Source organism: Venatoribacter cucullus (assembly GCF_016132445.1).
Taxonomy (GTDB): Bacteria; Pseudomonadota; Gammaproteobacteria; order Pseudomonadales; family Oceanobacteraceae; genus Venatoribacter; species Venatoribacter cucullus.
This window is the reverse complement of record NZ_CP046056.1, coordinates 1,548,060-1,564,200: the sequence shown is the minus strand read 5'-3', so window position 1 is coordinate 1,564,200 and position 16,141 is coordinate 1,548,060. Positions and strand designations below refer to the sequence as shown.

14 protein-coding genes and 4 tRNA genes are annotated in these 16,141 nt (G+C 56.5%); 8 read left to right on the top strand and 10 right to left on the bottom strand.

What is annotated here, in order from left to right; genetic code table 11:
• Positions 1 to 9: 9 nt before the first annotated feature.
• Entirely contained in the window at positions 10 to 1,218 is a 1,209-nt protein-coding gene (gene pdxB / locus GJQ55_RS07420; protein ID WP_228344345.1) for a 4-phosphoerythronate dehydrogenase PdxB, read from the top strand.
• A gap of 18 nt (positions 1,219 to 1,236) precedes the next feature.
• On the opposite strand, the gene GJQ55_RS07415 is transcribed toward pdxB, so the two are convergent.
• The 5 genes from GJQ55_RS07415 to GJQ55_RS07395 form a co-directional block, all read right to left on the bottom strand.
• The gene (locus tag GJQ55_RS07415) at positions 1,237 to 2,253 is read right to left on the bottom strand and encodes an ABC transporter ATP-binding protein (RefSeq protein WP_228344344.1); all 1,017 of its coding nucleotides are present in this window, start codon (positions 2,251 to 2,253) and stop codon (positions 1,237 to 1,239) included.
• Positions 2,254 to 2,255: 2 nt separating this feature from the next.
• Complete coding sequence (locus tag GJQ55_RS07410; protein ID WP_228344343.1) at positions 2,256 to 3,896, bottom strand: ABC transporter permease; 1,641 nt, start codon at positions 3,894 to 3,896, stop codon at positions 2,256 to 2,258.
• The gene (locus GJQ55_RS07405; RefSeq protein WP_228344342.1) at positions 3,886 to 4,896 is read right to left on the bottom strand and encodes an extracellular solute-binding protein; all 1,011 of its coding nucleotides are present in this window, start codon (positions 4,894 to 4,896) and stop codon (positions 3,886 to 3,888) included. Before GJQ55_RS07405 ends, GJQ55_RS07410 begins: the two co-directional genes overlap by 11 nt.
• A 107-nt stretch (positions 4,897 to 5,003) precedes the next feature.
• On the bottom strand, positions 5,004 to 5,432 hold the full coding sequence (locus GJQ55_RS07400) for a hypothetical protein (protein WP_228344341.1): 429 nt from the start codon (positions 5,430 to 5,432) through the stop codon (positions 5,004 to 5,006).
• Positions 5,433 to 5,437: 5 nt separating this feature from the next.
• Positions 5,438 to 6,655: a pyridoxal phosphate-dependent aminotransferase gene (locus tag GJQ55_RS07395; RefSeq protein WP_228344340.1), complete on the bottom strand. Its 1,218-nt coding sequence runs from the start codon at positions 6,653 to 6,655 to the stop codon at positions 5,438 to 5,440.
• Positions 6,656 to 6,749: 94 nt separating this feature from the next.
• On the opposite strand from GJQ55_RS07395, the gene msrB reads away from it, so the two are divergent.
• The 3 genes from msrB (at position 6,750) to GJQ55_RS07380 (ending at position 8,281) form a co-directional block, all read left to right on the top strand.
• The gene (gene msrB, locus GJQ55_RS07390) at positions 6,750 to 7,148 is read left to right on the top strand and encodes a peptide-methionine (R)-S-oxide reductase MsrB (RefSeq protein WP_228344339.1); all 399 of its coding nucleotides are present in this window, start codon (positions 6,750 to 6,752) and stop codon (positions 7,146 to 7,148) included.
• Between the two features lie 119 nt (positions 7,149 to 7,267).
• Positions 7,268 to 7,747 carry a glutathione peroxidase gene (locus GJQ55_RS07385; protein ID WP_228344338.1) on the top strand — a complete coding sequence of 160 codons (480 nt, stop codon included), beginning with the start codon at positions 7,268 to 7,270 and terminating at the stop codon, positions 7,745 to 7,747.
• A 27-nt stretch (positions 7,748 to 7,774) separates the two neighbouring features.
• Positions 7,775 to 8,281, top strand: a complete 507-nt coding sequence (locus GJQ55_RS07380) for a MarR family winged helix-turn-helix transcriptional regulator (RefSeq protein WP_228344337.1) — start codon at positions 7,775 to 7,777, stop codon at positions 8,279 to 8,281.
• Here the strand turns inward: GJQ55_RS07380 and GJQ55_RS07375 are convergent.
• Both GJQ55_RS07375 and GJQ55_RS07370 read right to left on the bottom strand, forming a co-directional pair.
• Positions 8,211 to 10,301 (bottom strand): response regulator, encoded by a 2,091-nt coding sequence (locus tag GJQ55_RS07375; protein ID WP_228344336.1) that lies wholly within the window; start codon positions 10,299 to 10,301, stop codon positions 8,211 to 8,213. The two genes, GJQ55_RS07380 and GJQ55_RS07375, sit on opposite strands and share 71 nt — an antisense overlap.
• Before the next feature lie 72 nt (positions 10,302 to 10,373).
• Positions 10,374 to 11,120 (bottom strand): hypothetical protein, encoded by a 747-nt coding sequence (locus GJQ55_RS07370; protein WP_228344335.1) that lies wholly within the window; start codon positions 11,118 to 11,120, stop codon positions 10,374 to 10,376.
• Positions 11,121 to 11,306: 186 nt separating this feature from the next.
• Here GJQ55_RS07370 and GJQ55_RS07365 point away from each other — a divergent pair.
• The 4 genes from GJQ55_RS07365 (at position 11,307) to GJQ55_RS07350 (ending at position 11,768) form a co-directional block, all read left to right on the top strand.
• A tRNA-Glu gene (locus tag GJQ55_RS07365) sits at positions 11,307 to 11,382 on the top strand.
• Positions 11,383 to 11,420: 38 nt separating this feature from the next.
• Positions 11,421 to 11,496 (top strand) — tRNA-Gly (locus GJQ55_RS07360).
• An 88-nt stretch (positions 11,497 to 11,584) separates the two neighbouring features.
• Positions 11,585 to 11,660 (top strand) — tRNA-Glu (locus GJQ55_RS07355).
• Positions 11,661 to 11,692: 32 nt separating this feature from the next.
• Positions 11,693 to 11,768 (top strand) — tRNA-Gly (locus GJQ55_RS07350).
• Between the two features lie 219 nt (positions 11,769 to 11,987).
• Here the strand turns inward: GJQ55_RS07350 and GJQ55_RS07345 are convergent.
• The 3 genes from GJQ55_RS07345 to GJQ55_RS07335 all read right to left on the bottom strand — a co-directional run bounded on the left by GJQ55_RS07345 (position 11,988) and on the right by GJQ55_RS07335 (position 15,951).
• The gene (locus tag GJQ55_RS07345) at positions 11,988 to 12,908 is read right to left on the bottom strand and encodes a sensor domain-containing diguanylate cyclase (protein ID WP_228344334.1); all 921 of its coding nucleotides are present in this window, start codon (positions 12,906 to 12,908) and stop codon (positions 11,988 to 11,990) included.
• Positions 12,909 to 13,019: 111 nt separating this feature from the next.
• Complete coding sequence (locus tag GJQ55_RS07340) at positions 13,020 to 14,747, bottom strand: potassium/proton antiporter (protein ID WP_228344333.1); 1,728 nt, start codon at positions 14,745 to 14,747, stop codon at positions 13,020 to 13,022.
• 130 nt (positions 14,748 to 14,877) lie between these two features.
• On the bottom strand, positions 14,878 to 15,951 hold the full coding sequence (locus GJQ55_RS07335; RefSeq protein WP_228344332.1) for a 3-deoxy-7-phosphoheptulonate synthase: 1,074 nt from the start codon (positions 15,949 to 15,951) through the stop codon (positions 14,878 to 14,880).
• Positions 15,952 to 16,141 lie beyond the last annotated feature (190 nt).

The window sequence follows — 16,141 nt, the reverse complement described above, 5'->3', positions numbered from 1 at the left end:
CGGAGGCCTGTGGCAATTGTCATCGCCGGTGACAATTGCCACAATGGCCGTCCCGAATTACATGAGCGCAGTCCAGTGCACATTGTTGCTGACGAAAACATTCCCCTGCTGAACGAATTCTTTGCCGATATCGGCACCATCACCCGTGTGCCCGGCCGTACTATGACCGCCGCTGATCTGGCCACCGCCGATATTCTGCTGGTGCGTTCGGTGACCCGGGTTGATGAGGCCTTGCTGGCCGGTACGCCGGTGAAGTTTGTCGGCACCGCCACCATTGGCACCGATCACATTGATCTGGAGTATCTGCAGCAGGCCGGTATCGGTTTCAAAAGTGCGCCGGGCTGCAACGCCCAGGCGGTGGTGGATTATGTTCTCAGCGCCCTGAGTGTGCTGGTGGATGAGCGTGGACTGCAGTTTACCGATTTAAGTGTCGGCATTGTTGGGGTAGGGAATGTCGGTCTGCTGTTGCGCCAGCGCCTGGAAGCCATGAAGGTGCCGGTGCTGGCCGTTGACCCGCTGCGCAGCGAAGAAGAAACCGGCCCGCAGGTGAGCCTGGACGAAGTATTGCAAGCGGATGTGGTCAGTCTGCATACGCCTTTAACCCGTGAGGGCGAGCATGCCACTTATCATCTGATCAATGCCGAGCGGCTGGCGCAGATGAAGCCCGATGCCTGTTTAATCAACAGCTGTCGCGGCGCCGTGGTGGATAACACCGCCTTGCTGGCGCACATGCAGAAGCACCGTGACTTTGAAGCCATTCTGGATGTGTGGGAAAACGAACCGGAACTGAACGTAGATCTGTTACAGCGTTGTCTGCTGGCCACGCCGCACATTGCCGGCTATTCGCTGGATGGCAAAATGCGCGGCACCGAGTTTGTGTATCAGGGGCTGTGTGAGTTTTTTGGCTTGCCGGTACGGCGCAAACTGGCGCAGTTTCTGCCGGAGCCGGGCGTAAAACGGGTGAATTTTTCCGATCAGGCGCCGCTGCACCAGGCGTTGCGGACCGCCATCCGTGCCGCGTATGAAATTCGGGTGGACGATGGCGTGATGCGCAGTGCCATCCGCCGCAGCGATAACCTGCGGGAAACCTTTGACCGTCTGCGCAGTAATTACCCATTACGCCGGGATATTCCCACCCTGCGGGTGGGCGTACCGGCCAAATGCCAGGAGTTGCAGAACCTGCTGACCTCCGCCGGTTTTGATGTGCGGCTTAAGTAACGCGGCCGTTATCCCGGCTTAGTGAAGCGGGATAAGGTAGGGCGGCTGCTGGTAGTGCAGCCGCAGTTTCTGACCGGGTTGCCAGTCTGGCAGCTCATGCTGATCGACATACCAGATTTCTCCCTCAGGCATGCGTAATTCCAGCCGGATATGATGTTGGGTCAGTTGGGTGCCTAACAATTCTGCCGGCCCCTGATCATCGGCTTCGGCCCATAACCAGTGCGGTTGCAATAACCACACGGCATCGTCACGATCGCTGTGCAGCTGGGGGCTGTGCAGGTAACGCGCGGCCTGGCTGGCCTGCAGCAGATTGCCGCTCTCCATAATCTGCGCTACGGCCACCGAGGCGGGCTGGTTGCGCACATCAAACACTGTGCCGGTCTGAGCGATGCGGCCATCCAGCATGACGGCCATACGGTCGGCAAAGGCAAAGGCTTCGTCCTTGGCGTGGGTAACAAAAATAACGCTGATATCCTGCTGGCGCAGCAGCTGGCGCAGGTCGGACATCATGCGTTGTTTTACCAGTGCATCGATGTTGGAAAACGGCTCGTCCATTAACAGCAGCCGTGGCCGGGGCGCCAGTGCCCGGGCCAGGGCCAGCCGTTGTTGCTGACCACCGGATAATTCATGCGGATAACGGCCGGCGAGTGTGTCCAGCTCGGTCAGTTGCAGCACTTCCAGGCAGCGCTGCTGTTGTTCGGCGGCGGTTAAATCCTGCAGGCCGTAACGTACGTTTTCGGCCACGGTCAGGTGCGGAAACAGGGCGTAATCCTGAAAAATAAACCCCACCCGGCGCTCTTCGGCAGGCATGGAATACTGCGCTGATAACACGGTGTCAGTGCCGATGCGGATATCCCCCCGGGCGCCCGGCGTCAGCCCGGCAATGCTTTTCAGCACACTGGTTTTGCCGCAGCCACTGGGGCCGAGCAGACACAGAATTTCGCCGCGTTGCAGCGTTAAACTGAAATCCTGCAACACCGTCATCGGGCCATAGCTGAGGGATAATTGCTGTATCTGCAGCAGTGGGGTTGGCATGGTTACTCCAGACGGTGATGACGGTTAAGCAGTAACAACGGCAGCAATCCTACCGCGCAGATCAGCAGCGCGGCCATGGCGGCATGCTGCAGGTGCTCATCCGAGGCAAACTGAAACACATAGGTGGCCAGGGTTTCCAGGCCGAAGGGCCGCAACAGCAATGACGCCGGCAGCTCCTTCACACTTTCAATAAATACCAGCAACAGCGCGGTGAGAACGGCCGGGCGCAGCTGTGGCCAGTGGACGCGGCGGAAAATAGCCGGCGGCGCATCGCCCAGTGTGCGGGCGGCCTGATCCAGCGATTCCGGAATGCCTTGCCAGGCGGCATGCAGGGTGCCGTTGGCCAGTGCTGCAAAGCGGATCACATAGGCCACCACCAGCGCGGCGACGGTACCGGATAACAGCAGGCCGACCTGACCAAGCCCCAGCCACAGCAGCAGATCGTTCAGCAGATAATCCAGCTGGGTGAACGGAATCAATAATCCAATCGCCAGAACGGTACCGGGAATGGCGTAGCCCAGCGAGGCCAGTGCCAGCTGGCTGCGCGCTGTGGCGCTGTTGGTAAAACGCAGACGGGCGTTGAGCACAATGGCCATGGAGGCGGTTAACAGGGCCGCGGCCAGCGCCAGCATAAAGCTGGTATGAATGGTGGGCCAGAGTTGCGGGCGCAGGTTGTCGCTGCTGTAACTCAGGCTCCAGCTGCCCAGCATCAGTACGGGTAACAGGAAACCCAGCAAAAACACCAATAACGTCAGCCCGGGTAACAGAATTTTTACCCGCCGGCTGGCTGGCTGGCGCCGCGCCGGCGCAGCTGAGCGGCTGTCGTAAAAACGCTGGCGCTGGCGTTGCAGCCGTTCGGCACCGGTTAACAGCAGCACCATTAATAACAGCAGGGATGCAATCTGGGCGGCGCTGGCAAGGCTGCCATACACCAGCCAGCTGTCGTAGACCGCGGTGGTGAGGGTGCTGACGGCAAAGAGTTTTACCGTGCCGTAATCGGCCAGGGTTTCCATGGCAATGAGGATGGCGCCGGTGGCCAGCGCCGGGCGTGCCAGGGGTAATTCCAGACTGGTAAAAATCCGCCGCCGGTTGGCGCCCAGTAAGCGGGCGGCCTGAATCAGGTTGGCGGGGCGCTGATCAAAGGCCTGGCGCAGCAGTAAATACAAATAAGGATACAGGCTCAGAGCCAGTAATAAGCTGGCACCCCCCAGGCTGCGGATGTGCGGAAACCAGTAGTCGGCCGGGCTGTTCCAGCCGATCAGCTGGCGCAGCAGGCTTTGCAGCGGGCCGGCGTAATCGAGCAGATCGGTATAGATGTAGGCACTGATATAGGCTGGCAGTGCCAGCGGTAACACCGGTAACCACTGCAGCCAGCGGCGGCCGGGTAACTCGTAGTGGGAAAAGCCCCAGGCCAGGGGCACCGCCAATAACAGGCTGATAACCACGGTCAGCAGCACCAGCAGCAGGGTGTTACCGGCGTATGTCAGCAGCAGGGCACTGTCCTGCGAGCTGTGCTCGCCCCGCCACCAGCCCTGTATGGATTCCAATACCAGGGCCGCCACCGGCAGTACCATCAGCAAAGCCGCCAGGGTGGCGGCCAGCATCAGCCAGCGTGATGAGCGGGAAGCGGTTTCAGAGGTCAAAGCGTACCTTGTCCATTAAGCGCAGGGCGTCACGGTGGTGGCGGGCGATATTGCCCAGTGGGTGCGGGTCGGCGTTGAAACTGCCCCAGCTTTGCAACAGTGCAGACGGCTTAACCTGTGGGTTAACCGGGTATTCCATATTCAGCTCAGCGTACAGCGACTGGGCGGTGGGGGAGGTCAGGAATTCCAGTAACTGCTGCGCCTGCGCGACATTCGGAGCGTGGCGGGTAATGGCAGCGCCGCTCAGATTAACGTGAGTACCGCGATCATCGCTGTTGGGGAACAGAATGCGTACCGACTCGGCCGCTTCGCGCATGGCCGGATCATCCAGCATTTTGCCCAGGTAATAGCTGTTGCCCAGTGCCACATCGCACAGACCCTGATGAATGGCGGCAATCTGGTTGCGGTCGTTACCCTGTGGCTTACGCGCCAGGTTGGCTTTGACATCGCGCAGCCATTGTTCGGTCCAAGCTTCACCGTGGTGAACGATTAATGAGGCCACCAGTGACAGGTTGTAGGGGTGCTTGCCACTGCGGGTACAGATGCGGCCACGGTATTCCGGCTTGGCCAGATCTTCATAGCGGATGGTGCTGATGGCCGGTTGACGGTCTTTGGCCACATAAATACTGCGGGCGCGGATGGTCAGCGCCAGCCATTGATTGGCTTCGTCACGCAGATGCGCCGGTACCGCGCCGGTTAAGGCCGGAGTTGCTTTAAAGGGCTGGGTCAGGCCCAGTTCGGCCAGTTCCAGCAGGTTGAAAAAATCACTGGTTAATACCACGTCGGCCGGTGACAGGTGGCCTTCGCGCTGCAGGCGTTGCAGCAGGCCTTCCTGAGCAAAGACCACCCGGGTTTCAATACCGCTTTGTTTGCTGAATTCGGCCAGAATGGGCTCAATCAGAAAGGGCTGGCGGAAAGAATAAATATGCAGGGTGTCGGCTTGGGCGGTGGCGGTTATTAATAACAGCAGGGCAACCAGCGGGGCGCGTAACAGATTCATGGCATATTCCTTAACATGAAAGCGGATGTGAATTGGACGCTATTGTAAATGCATCTGTTTCTTATGTCGCTTTGGTTTTATGCAGAAGTGTCAAGCCGTCGCTGGGGTCAGGGTTGCAGTAAATAGTGCTGCAATAATTCGCCACACCAGCCACTGTTACCCTGCAGGCGGGCGAATTCCAGTACCTGAAATACTGGCGTGCTGTCGGCTTGCTGGAGTTGGTCTGCGCCACGTTTTAATGAGTCTGGGTTGGCGATGGTCAGTAAACGGCGGAAGGATTTCCCGGTTAACACAAAATCGTCGACCGATTCCTGCCGGTTGAGGGTGCTGAAACGGATAAAGCCTTCGTCCTGCAGCCATTGTACTGCCCCCAGTGCGGCTAAATGGCGGGCACTGTGCAGGCCGAATTCATCAACGCTGTCCGGGCCGCAGATATCCTCAATAAACAGGGTCTGCGGCCGCGGAAAGCTGCGTATGCCGGTCAGCAGAATGGCCGCGCAGTCGTTCCAGAACTCATCAATATGAACATCCAGCATGCCGGTTACAGCTGTTGGTACTGTTCAAAGAAGGTACGCATTTTGGACAGCGCGGTGGTCATGTCTTCCGGGCGCGGCAGGAACACTACGCGGAAGTGATCCGGCTGGGCCCAGTTAAAGGCAGTGCCGTGCACGACCAGAATTTTCTGCTGTTCGAGCAGATCCAGCACCATGCGTTCGTCGTTATGGATATTGAATTTTTTGGCGTCCATTTTCGGGAAGCAATACAGCGCCCCCTGTGGTTTAACGCAGCTGACGCCGGGAATCTGGTTCAGCAGTTCGTAGGCAATATCCCGTTGCTGGCGCAGACGACCGCCGGGAGCAACCAGGTCGTTAATGCTCTGATAGCCGCCCAGCGCGGTCTGAATGGCGAACATGGCCGGCACGTTGGCACACATACGCATGGAGGCCAGCAATTCCAGGCCCTGAATATAATCACGCGCTTTGTGCTTGGCGCCGCTGATAATCATCCAGCCGGAACGGAAGCCCGCTAACCGGTAATTTTTTGACAGACCGTTGAAGGTAATGATCAGCAGGTCTTCCGCCAGTGACGCGGTGGAAACGTGTTCGACTTCATCAAACAGAATTTTGTCGTAGATTTCGTCCGAGAACACAATCAGGTTGTGCTGACGGGCAATTTCCAGCATCTGCAGCAACACTTCTTTCGGGTATACCGCACCGGTCGGGTTGTTCGGGTTAATCAGCACCATGGCGCGGGTTTTGGGCGTGATTTTGGCGCGCATATCATCCAGATCGGGCATCCAGCCGGCGCCTTCGTCACAGATATAATGCACGGCACGGCCACCCGACAGCGCCACAGCACCGGTCCACAGCGGGTAGTCAGGCGCTGGCACCAGCACTTCGTCGCCGTTGTTCAGTAAGCCCTGCAGGCTGAGTACGATCAGTTCGCTGACACCGTTGCCAACGATGATGTCTTCGATGCCGACGTTGGCAATATTCTTCTGCTGGGCGTATTGCATAATGGCTTTACGCGCCGAGAACAGGCCCTTGGAATCAGAATAACCTTCAGAATCGGGCAGGTTGTAAATAACGTCCTGAATAATTTCTTCCGGTGCGTCCAGGCCAAAGGGCTTGGGGTTGCCGATATTCAGTTTCAGAATGCGGTGGCCTTCTTCTTCCATACGCTTGGCGGCCTGCAGCACGGGTCCACGCAAATCGTAAAACACATTAGCCAATTTGTCGGACTTGAGGATCTCGTGCATGGAGTCGTACTGCCTTTGTTGAAAGGAAAAATGAAACAGGCATCATACTCCTGTGCCGGCGATGCCGAAAGACTAAGAAAGGTGGTAGTGCGTGATGAAAAAAATCCTTAAATCCCCGCAGCAATGGCAGCAGGAGCTGGACCCGGAAACCTATCATATTACCCGTGAAGCCGGCACCGAAGCGCCCTTCAGCGGTGAATACAATGATTGCAAAATCAGCGGCACGTATCGCTGTGTGTGTTGCGGTGAGCCATTGTTCTCTTCCGCGGCAAAATTTGATTCCGGCTGTGGCTGGCCGAGTTTTTCGCTGCCACTGCACGATGAGGTGATTGAAGAGCGGCTGGATACCAGCCATTTTATGGTGCGTACCGAAGTGCGTTGTGAACGCTGTGAGGCCCACCTTGGTCATGTCTTTCCCGATGGCCCGGCCCCGACCGGTTTGCGTTACTGCATTAATTCCCGTTCCTTAACACTGGAGCCGGATGCCGGCTGAACAGGGATTACCGGTGGGATGACCGGTTTGATCCGTGAATAAGGCAGCCTGAAGGTTGCCTTTTTTTCTGCCATCTATATTGTGTGCAATACAATTTTACAAAATATAAGGTCCCCGCTATGACTGTACTCAACCATACCTTGCCATTACTGAACGGCCAGCCACAGGATCTGCAGGAATTTGCCGGAAAGGTGGTGCTGGTGGTGAACACTGCCAGTGAATGCGGCTTTACCTACCAGTACGAAGGGCTGGAAAAACTGCATCAGCAATACAAAGACCGTGGGCTGGTGGTGCTGGGTTTTCCCTGCAACCAGTTCGGTCAGCAAGAGAAGGGTGATAGCGCCGCCATCGGTGCGTTCTGCCAGAAAAACTACGGCGTTACCTTTCCGATGTTCAGCAAGATTGAGGTAAACGGCGCCCAGGCGGCACCGCTGTACAACGAACTGAAGCAGGCGGCTCCGGGTTTATTGGGCAGCAAAGGCATTAAGTGGAACTTCACCAAGTTCCTGATTAACCGCAACGGTGAAGTGGTTAAGCGCTTTGCCCCGACCACCAAGCCGGAAAAGCTGGCCAGTGCCATCGAGCAACTGCTGGCATAATGCCGGCTCTTTGCTGTTGGACAGAATATGATGCTTAAACCTCAGCCTTTTCTGCACCTGGATAACCAGCTGTGCTTCAGTATTTACAGCCTGTCGCGGCTGATTACTCAGGCCTATCAGCCGCTGCTGAAACCGCTGGGGCTGACCTATCCGCAATATCTGGTGCTGCTGGTGCTGTGGCAGGCGGCGGAAGAAAACCAGCCGGCACTTACGGTGAGTTTTCTCTGTCAGCGCCTGCTGCTGGATACCGGAACGGTGACGCCGCTGCTGAAACGCATGGAAGCCGCCGGTCTGCTGCAACGGCGCCGGGCGGCAGCCGATGAGCGGGTCGTGGAAGTGTCGCTGACCGCCGCCGGGCTGGATTTACGCCAGCAGGCTGAGCACATTCCGCAACAGATACTCTGTGCGACCGGGGTTGATATTACCGAAGCGCAAAGTCTGAAGCAGCGGCTGGGCGCTTTGCTCAGTCGCTGGCTGGGGCGTCGTACTCCGGCACCCATTGCATCAATACCGCCTGAATCTGCTCCTGATTAAACGGCTTGCTGATAAAGTCGTTCATGCCGGCAGCCAGACAGTTCTGGCGTTCGTCATCACCGCTCAGGCCGGTCAGGGCGATAATGGGCGTATCGCGGTTCTGCGAGGTGGTACGTAGCTGGCGGGTGGCATCCAGGCCATCCATAACCGGCATCCGGCAATCCATTAAAATCAGGTCGTAGCGTTGCCGGTGGCCGAGTTCAACGGCTTGCAGACCGTTTTCCGCCAGATCGGGCTGGACATTCAGATTGCGCAGATAGCGCTCGCACAGCAGCCGGTTGATGCTGTTGTCGTCCACCACCAGAATGTTCAGATCGTGGCTGCCCGCTCCGGGTTGCTGCCGCATCAGTGTTTCCAGCGCCAGCATCAGCCGGCTTTCTGACCATTCATCGTCACTATGCAGTGACAGGGTCAGTTCGCTCTGATGTTCCTGGCGATGCAGGTCGGTCAGCAGAATCTGATGGCTTTCCGGGGGCTGGGTGGTGAACGGAATCTGCCAGTTCTGCAGCCATTGCTGAATGCGCTGACGCTGCTGGTCATCGCTCAGGCGCAGGCTGACCGGGTGCTTTGAAAAATATCCCCGTAAGGTGCTTTGCAAATGGCTGCGGCGGCGCAGCGGCAGAATGCATACCAGGCTTTGCCCTTGCAGCTCATAGGGTTCGAGGCGCAACTCACCATCCAGCAGAGTAACCAGCTCCTGCAGCAAACCCAGCCCCAGCAGTGAGGGCAGCTGGGCATTGGCAGGATCGAGCGGCAGTAATTCCCGCTGCATCCCGGCGGCCGGAATATGCAGCTGTTTGCCGGACAGACTGATCTGCAGCTGTTGCTGCAGCGGTTGCAGGTGCAGCACCAGGCTGCTGTGGCCACGGTGCAGCAGCGCATTGCTGAATAAGCCCTGCAGCAGTAAGGACAGGCAGGGACGGGATAGCAGAATGTCTTCGTGCAGGTCGCAGATAAGGCTGATGGCGCTGTTGCCGGCGTCACATTGCTGCAGCAGGTTTTCGCTCAGTTCACACAGATTAATGCTTTCAGAGGTCTGCACCCAGCCGCTTTCCTGCAGCGTGTTTAAGTCGGTGGTCAGCTGGCGTATTTGCGCGGTTAAAGCTCTGGCCGCTTCCGGCTGATGCTGGTCGAGGCACTCTGTCAGTTGTTGCAGAGGCGCCTGCAGGAGTTGCATCAGCTGGTTCAGGCGTAATTGCAACGCCGGTTGGCTGGTATGCAGGCGGCTTTCGTGTAAACGCCGGTTCAGCAGGGTCAGGGCATCGGTACGTTTGCTGACCAGGGCTTCGAGTTTACGGGAGTAATCCAGAATGGTGCTTTCGGCCTGGCTTTGCTGCTGTTGCTGATTCTGTAATTCGTGCTGCAGGTGGGTCAGCAACTGTTCCAGATACTCCAGCTCGTTGCCGCTGTCAGTCGTCATGGCCGGCAGCGGCGTTTTGGCTGTAGCGCGCTGCAGCAGGCGGTGCAGCGGCCGGATAAAAAAGAAAAAGATCAGCAATCCAAGGCTGCTGCAGATAAGCAGGGTGCTGAGCAGGGCGTAACCCAGCTGGCGGGCTACCGTGTTATGCAGCGCATTCAGCAAATAGCAGCGGTCGGGCTGCAGTATCAGCTTGCCCAGAGTGTGGTTGTCCTGCTGCAGCGGGTAAATACTCAGACCGGGGTCGGCAGACCATAATGTGGCGGTAAAGCCTTCGTTACAGCGATGCCGTTGCAGGCGATCCGCTTGCTGCAGAAGGGTGCCGGTTTCATCCAGCAGCACCACCGAGGCTATGGCCGGGTGCTGGGTAAGCCCGGCGATTAAGCCCTGTGTTAATTCTGGCTGCTGGTTATGCAGTAACTGGCGTAATACCGGCAGGGTAGAGTCCAGCAGATGGGACAGCGCTTCGTCCTGAAGTTGTTGCAGTTGCTGATGGCGTACCTGGTAGCTGCCGGCGCCAATCAGCAGCGTGGCTATAAGCGCAATGGCGATACAGAAAAACGCCAGTCGCAGCGTCAGCGTGCGTGGTAGTGGTATGGTCATAACATTCCCTTTGACCGGTTGCTGCTGGTTGATTAATGAGCAGGTCGCTCATTAATCATGCTTTTTTCGTACTTAATCAAATTTTTTCTTTTTCCATGAATCTTCTTCTGCACTCAGTGCGGCGGTGCCGGCTTCCAGACGGGTGCCCTGATTGCTGCGCTGACGCTGTTCTTCATGGTGTTGCAGACGGGTACGGATATCATCCAGTACCGGTGCCAGTTCTGCCGGTAACTCGGATTGCTGGGTCAGCAGGGTTTCGGCCTTGCGTAAAAAATGTATGGCCTGATGATGGTTATTGATTTTGCTGGCGGCGCCGGCTTTGTCCTCAAATACGGCCAGAGAAATTTTAAGATTCAGCAGCCGTGCTTCCTGCAGATAACGGCGGACTTCGCTGGCCTGTAACCGGCTGGCCTTGTAGGCGTCGCGCAGATAGCCGAGTAAATGGCGGATAGCATGTTGTAATTGCTGGGCTTCGCGGCTGCTGCCGGGTAATTTCTGTTTGCCGCCGGGTGGATTCTGTTGCCACAGCAGGGCATTTTCCAGCGCCAGTGCGATGCCCTTGTTGGCTGGTACGCCTAACTGGCGCAGGGCATTGGCATGGAACTGGATGGCGGTGGCCATGAAGCTCATCAGGCCAGGCGATAGCCACGGGCGCAGCAGTTCTCCGGTGCTGCTGAGTGAGGTGGCAAAATCGGCTTGTTTGACCGCTTCTCGTGCCCGGGCCAACCGTTGTTGCTCGCGCCAGCGGATATAAGAGAGTGCGCCCAGTGCCAGAATGGCAACACCGACAGCCAGCAAGACCAGAATCATGGTCGGCATAACAGGGGAAATTCCTTATGCAAATGGTTAACCGCGTATCTTACCTGCAATTCTGTCTGTTGTTTTACCCTTGCAGGCTGTGCTTAATGCTTTAACAGCAGATATGAGTGTAGCTGCAAAAAACTTATTTTCAGGGCTTGACGGTTAAAAACGGCATCACTAGAATGCGCGCTCGTTGATTGAGACGTCCCCATCGTCTAGAGGCCTAGGACACCGCCCTTTCACGGCGGTAACAGGGGTTCGAATCCCCTTGGGGATGCCACTTTTTATAAGGCTTTATAAAGGTGGCATTTATGGAATGCGGGAATAGCTCAGTTGGTAGAGCACGACCTTGCCAAGGTCGGGGTCGCGAGTTCGAGTCTCGTTTCCCGCTCCAGACTCTTGATCAATAAGTTGTTGATTTGAAAGAAAAAACTCTTGAAATTCAACAGCAGTGCAGTAGAATGCACAACGTTTTCTGCGATGTCCCCATCGTCTAGAGGCCTAGGACACCGCCCTTTCACGGCGGTAACAGGGGTTCGAATCCCCTTGGGGATGCCAACTTATTTTTTAAGTGGCACGCACAACAATTTGCGGGAATAGCTCAGTTGGTAGAGCACGACCTTGCCAAGGTCGGGGTCGCGAGTTCGAGTCTCGTTTCCCGCTCCATATTCTAAAAAGCCCGATTTTATGCCGGGCTTTTTTCTTTGCGCGTTCAACGGTTTGTCAGTCCCATCCATGGGACTGATCCTGTGGATTCGCTGCGCTCACACAAAGATGTTCCTGACATTTTTGTCCCGCTCCATATTCTAAAAAGCCCGGCTTTATGCCGGGCTTTTTTCTTTGCACGTTCAACGGTTGGTCAGTCCCGTCCATAGGTCGTCAATTTCAGGCGATACCGTTACGGCCGTTACGTTTAACACTGAATAACCGTTGGTCAGCGGCATTTAATAACTCATCCAGCACTGGCATTGAATTACCGGCCTGCACCCAGTGGTCGGTACAGGTCACCCCGAAGCTGGCGGTACAGGGCAGCTGCTGGCCATTAAAAGCGGTGGGGTTATTGGCAATGGCGTTATGCAGGCGGGTCGCCAGATTAAGCGCATGCGGGTAATCGGTTTGCGGCAGCAGAATGGCAAATTCTTCCCCACCCAGGCGGGCAGCGATGTCGGCGTCGCGGATATTGCTGGTGCATAACTGCGCAATCTGCACCAGTACGGCGTCACCGGCCGCATGGCCATGGTTGTCGTTAATCTGCTTGAAAAAATCCAGATCAAACATAATCAGGCTGGCCGGCTGGCCAAAGCGATGCGCCTGCAGCAAGAGTTGCTCACCCAGTTTAAAAAAGGCCCGGCGGTTATTTATGTGGGTAAGCACATCGGTATCGGCCAGTTGCTGCGCCTTGATCCGGGCTTCTTCCAGCGCCTGCTCAGTCTGCTTGCGGTCGGTAATATCGGTCGCGATTTCCAGCCGTACCAATCGGCCATCCACCCAGCGGATAGCCTGGTCCCGGCACTGAAACCAGCGGCCGGTGACGGTGTTCTGAAATTCCCACACATGCACGCCGCTGCTGTTGCCGCCGGCATCACGTAAATGATGGTTGGTACAGAAGGCGCAGGGGCCTTGCTGATTTTTTTGCAGAACTTCCCAGCAGCGGCGTCCGGCCGGCATACCCCATTTGCTGCGGCCGTATTCGTTCAGAAACAGCAGTTCGTGGGTGTCCATATCGGCCACGTAAACCAGTGCATCGAGGCTGTCGAGGATGGTGGTCATGGCGTGCTGGTGAGTGTCTTGAGGAGATTCTGGCATGAGGGGTGTTCGTCAGGGTTAAGCCTGTTCATTAAGTTGTAAACAGCCGTGAGCCTAGACATTAAAAGCCTGAACGGCAATAAAAATGGTCAAAATGCGTCATTTTAACCGTTATCCGATGGCGGGTTTCTCCACCGGCTTCACCCCGATGCGGGCAATACTGGCGCCATCGGTTTCTGCAATATTCCAGCGCATGCCGCTCCATTCACAGCTGTCACCGACAACCGGCTTGCCGCCAAGGCGCTGGGTCAGTAATTCGCCAATGGTGTCAAAGCCTTCAACGCTGGCCGGAATCGGGTAGAACATCGCCAGATCAGCGAGGCGGGCGCTGCCATCAATCAGGAAGTCACCAAAGAAGCTGAGGTCCTGATTGCGGGTCGGGGATTCGCTGAACATGCGGCCCAGCACCGGCAGGTCATGATCATGGCCGATGATGCACAAAATATCCCGGGCCTGCAGCCGGGTACTGCCGCTGGGGTGTAGGAGCTGTTTGTCGCGGAACAGCGCGACAATACGGGTATTGTCCGGCATTCGCAGTTCGCGCAGTTCGGCACCAATGCACCAGCGGTTGGCATTCAGGCGGTATATAAATAATTCCCACTGGCTGGCCAGATGCACTTCCAGCCCCAGCCGGGAAATCGGTGTGGGGGCCGCCGGTACAATAACATCGGCTTTGCGGGCAGCCAGTGAGAGCGTGGTGCCTTGTACCAGCAGAGATACCAGCACAATAAAAAAGGCGACATTAAAGAACAGCTGGGCGTTTTCCAGCCCGGCCATCAGCGGAAACACAGCCAGAATAACCGGCACCGCACCGCGCAGGCCCACCCAGGAAATAAAGGCCCGTTCTTTCCAGTCAAAGCCACGGAATGGCAGCAGGCCAATAATAACGGCCAATGGCCGGGCAAAGAAAATCATCCAGACGGATAACAGCAGTGCCGGCACGGCAATGGGCAGCAGTTCGCTTGGCGTAACCAATAAGCCCAGCACCAGGAACATGCCGATCTGGCTCATCCAGGCCAGCCCGTCAAACATGTGCAGAATGCCGTGGCGATTACGGATCGGGCGGTTGCCCAGCAGTAAGCCGCACACATAGACGGCCAGAATGCCACTGCCGCCGATGGCGCTGGACAGGGCATAGAGCAGAATGCCGCCGGTGACGGCCAGTAAAGGATACAGTCCATCAGTAATATGGATGCGGTTAATAAGTTGCAATAAGAGCCAGCCACCGATCAGACCCAGCAGAATACCCAGGCCGAATTGCTGAATCAGGCTGGTGAGAACGCTCCAGTGAAAACCGGTCTGGCCTGCCAGCAGCATGGAGATCAGGGTGATGGTCAGGAACATGGCCATCGGATCGTTGCTGCCGGATTCAATTTCCAACGTCGAGCCGACCCGTTCGTTCAGACCTTTGCCGTTCAGCAGGTTAAAAACCACGGCCGCATCGGTGGAGCCGACAATGGCGCCGATCAGCAGTCCCTCGAGCAGGGTCAGGTTGAACAGCCAGGCCGCGGCAATACCCGTCAGGCCCGCGGTAATGACCACGCCGGCGGTGGCCAGGGTTAATGCCGGACGTAAGGCCACGCGGAAGGTTGTGACCTTGGTGCGCATACCGCCATCCAGCAAAATAACCGCCAGTGCCAGGTTACTGACCAGGTACGCCAGGGAGTAATTTTCAAACACAATACCGCCCGGGCCATCAACGCCGGCAAACATTCCGACGGCCAGAAAGATAACCAGAATAGGAACACCGATACGGTTAGCAAACGAGCTGAGTAAAATGCTGGCGGCGACCAGAACAGCGCCGATTAGTAGCAAGTGATTGATTGTTGTCGCGTCCAAGAGATCTTCCCATCGGTTAGTGGCGGGATAATATCAGAGAGGGATTGTTTGGTGGGGGTGGAGAAAAAATTTTTGTGAACAGAAATGCAAAGAGGACAGCCTGAGCTGTCCTCTTTGTTGTAGGTTCTGATCAGTTATTGCGGGCTGGCAGAATATCTTTCAGCTTGTCGCGCATTTTCAGAATGGCATCGGCGGTCTCATCCCAGCTGATGCAGCCATCGGTAACCGATAAACCGTATTCCAGATCATCCAGATTGGCAGGGATATTCTGGCGGCCGTGTTTCAGGTTGGATTCTACCATCAGACCGATAATGGACTTGTTGCCGTCCAGAATCTGGTTGGTGACATTCTCCAGTACCAGAGGTTGCAGGGCCGGGTTTTTGTTCGAGTTTTCATGGCTGCAATCGATCATGATGTTGGCAGCCAGATCCGACTTAGCCAGTGCTTCTTCGGCCAGCGCCACATTCACTGAGTCATAATTCGGTTTGCCGCCGCCGCCGCGTAACACCACGTGGGCATAAGGGTTGCCACGGGTTGAGACGATGGATACCTGACCATCGGCATTGATGCCGAGGAAGCGGTGCGGATTGGCTACGGACATCAGGGCGTTGGTGGCCACTGTGAGGCTTCCATCGGTGCCGTTTTTAAAGCCTACGGCGGATGACAGGCCGGAAGCCATTTCGCGGTGCGTCTGGGATTCGGTGGTGCGGGCGCCAATGGCGGACCAGGCGATCAGATCCTGAATGTATTGCGGTGAAATCGGATCCAGTGCTTCGGTCGACAATGGCAGACCCAGTTCAGCCAGGTCCAGCAGCAGCCGGCGGGCAATGTGCAGACCGTCCTGGATTTTGAAGGTGTCGTTCATGTACGGATCGTTGATCAGGCCTTTCCAGCCTACCGTGGTGCGTGGCTTTTCGAAGTACACCCGCATCACCAGGTACAGGGTGTCGCTGACCTGGTCGGCCAGCTCTTTCAGGCGGTGAGCGTAATCTTTGGCGGCTTCGACATCGTGAATAGAGCAGGGGCCGATGACCACGAAGATGCGGTGATCTTTGCGATCCAGAATGTCACGGATAACCTGACGGCCTTTCTGAACGCTGGCCACGGCCGCTTCACTGATGGGCATTTCCTGTTTCAGCTGTTCCGGTGAAATAAGCGGAACAATGGATTCAATATTAAGATCTTCTACACGGTTGTCTGTCATGCGTATTTTTCCTGATCCGGCGGGTGACGGCCTTAAAGTTGCCCGGATTATGACAAAGTCCGCCGCACTTGCACATTGCTGCCATTAAAATAGCTCCGATAGCGTCAGTCTATTGGCAGAAGCTCTCTGATCCTGGTGTTAGTGTTGCTGATATAACCCAATGTCCTCTCAACCTGGTCTAATCTTCTTT

Coding starts and splice junctions, on each gene's coding strand:
- GJQ55_RS07345 (WP_228344334.1), bottom strand. CDS start 12,908: ATGCCAGAATCTCCTCAAGACACTCACCAGCACGCCATGACCACCATC.
- GJQ55_RS07405 (WP_228344342.1), bottom strand. CDS start 4,896: ATGAATCTGTTACGCGCCCCGCTGGTTGCCCTGCTGTTATTAATAACC.
- GJQ55_RS07370 (WP_228344335.1), bottom strand. CDS start 11,120: ATGCCGACCATGATTCTGGTCTTGCTGGCTGTCGGTGTTGCCATTCTG.
- GJQ55_RS07375 (WP_228344336.1), bottom strand. CDS start 10,301: ATGACCATACCACTACCACGCACGCTGACGCTGCGACTGGCGTTTTTC.
- GJQ55_RS07385 (WP_228344338.1), top strand. CDS start 7,268: ATGACTGTACTCAACCATACCTTGCCATTACTGAACGGCCAGCCACAG.
- GJQ55_RS07400 (WP_228344341.1), bottom strand. CDS start 5,432: ATGCTGGATGTTCATATTGATGAGTTCTGGAACGACTGCGCGGCCATT.
- msrB (WP_228344339.1), top strand. CDS start 6,750: ATGAAAAAAATCCTTAAATCCCCGCAGCAATGGCAGCAGGAGCTGGAC.
- GJQ55_RS07395 (WP_228344340.1), bottom strand. CDS start 6,655: ATGCACGAGATCCTCAAGTCCGACAAATTGGCTAATGTGTTTTACGAT.
- GJQ55_RS07380 (WP_228344337.1), top strand. CDS start 7,775: ATGATGCTTAAACCTCAGCCTTTTCTGCACCTGGATAACCAGCTGTGC.
- GJQ55_RS07335 (WP_228344332.1), bottom strand. CDS start 15,951: ATGACAGACAACCGTGTAGAAGATCTTAATATTGAATCCATTGTTCCG.
- GJQ55_RS07415 (WP_228344344.1), bottom strand. CDS start 2,253: ATGCCAACCCCACTGCTGCAGATACAGCAATTATCCCTCAGCTATGGC.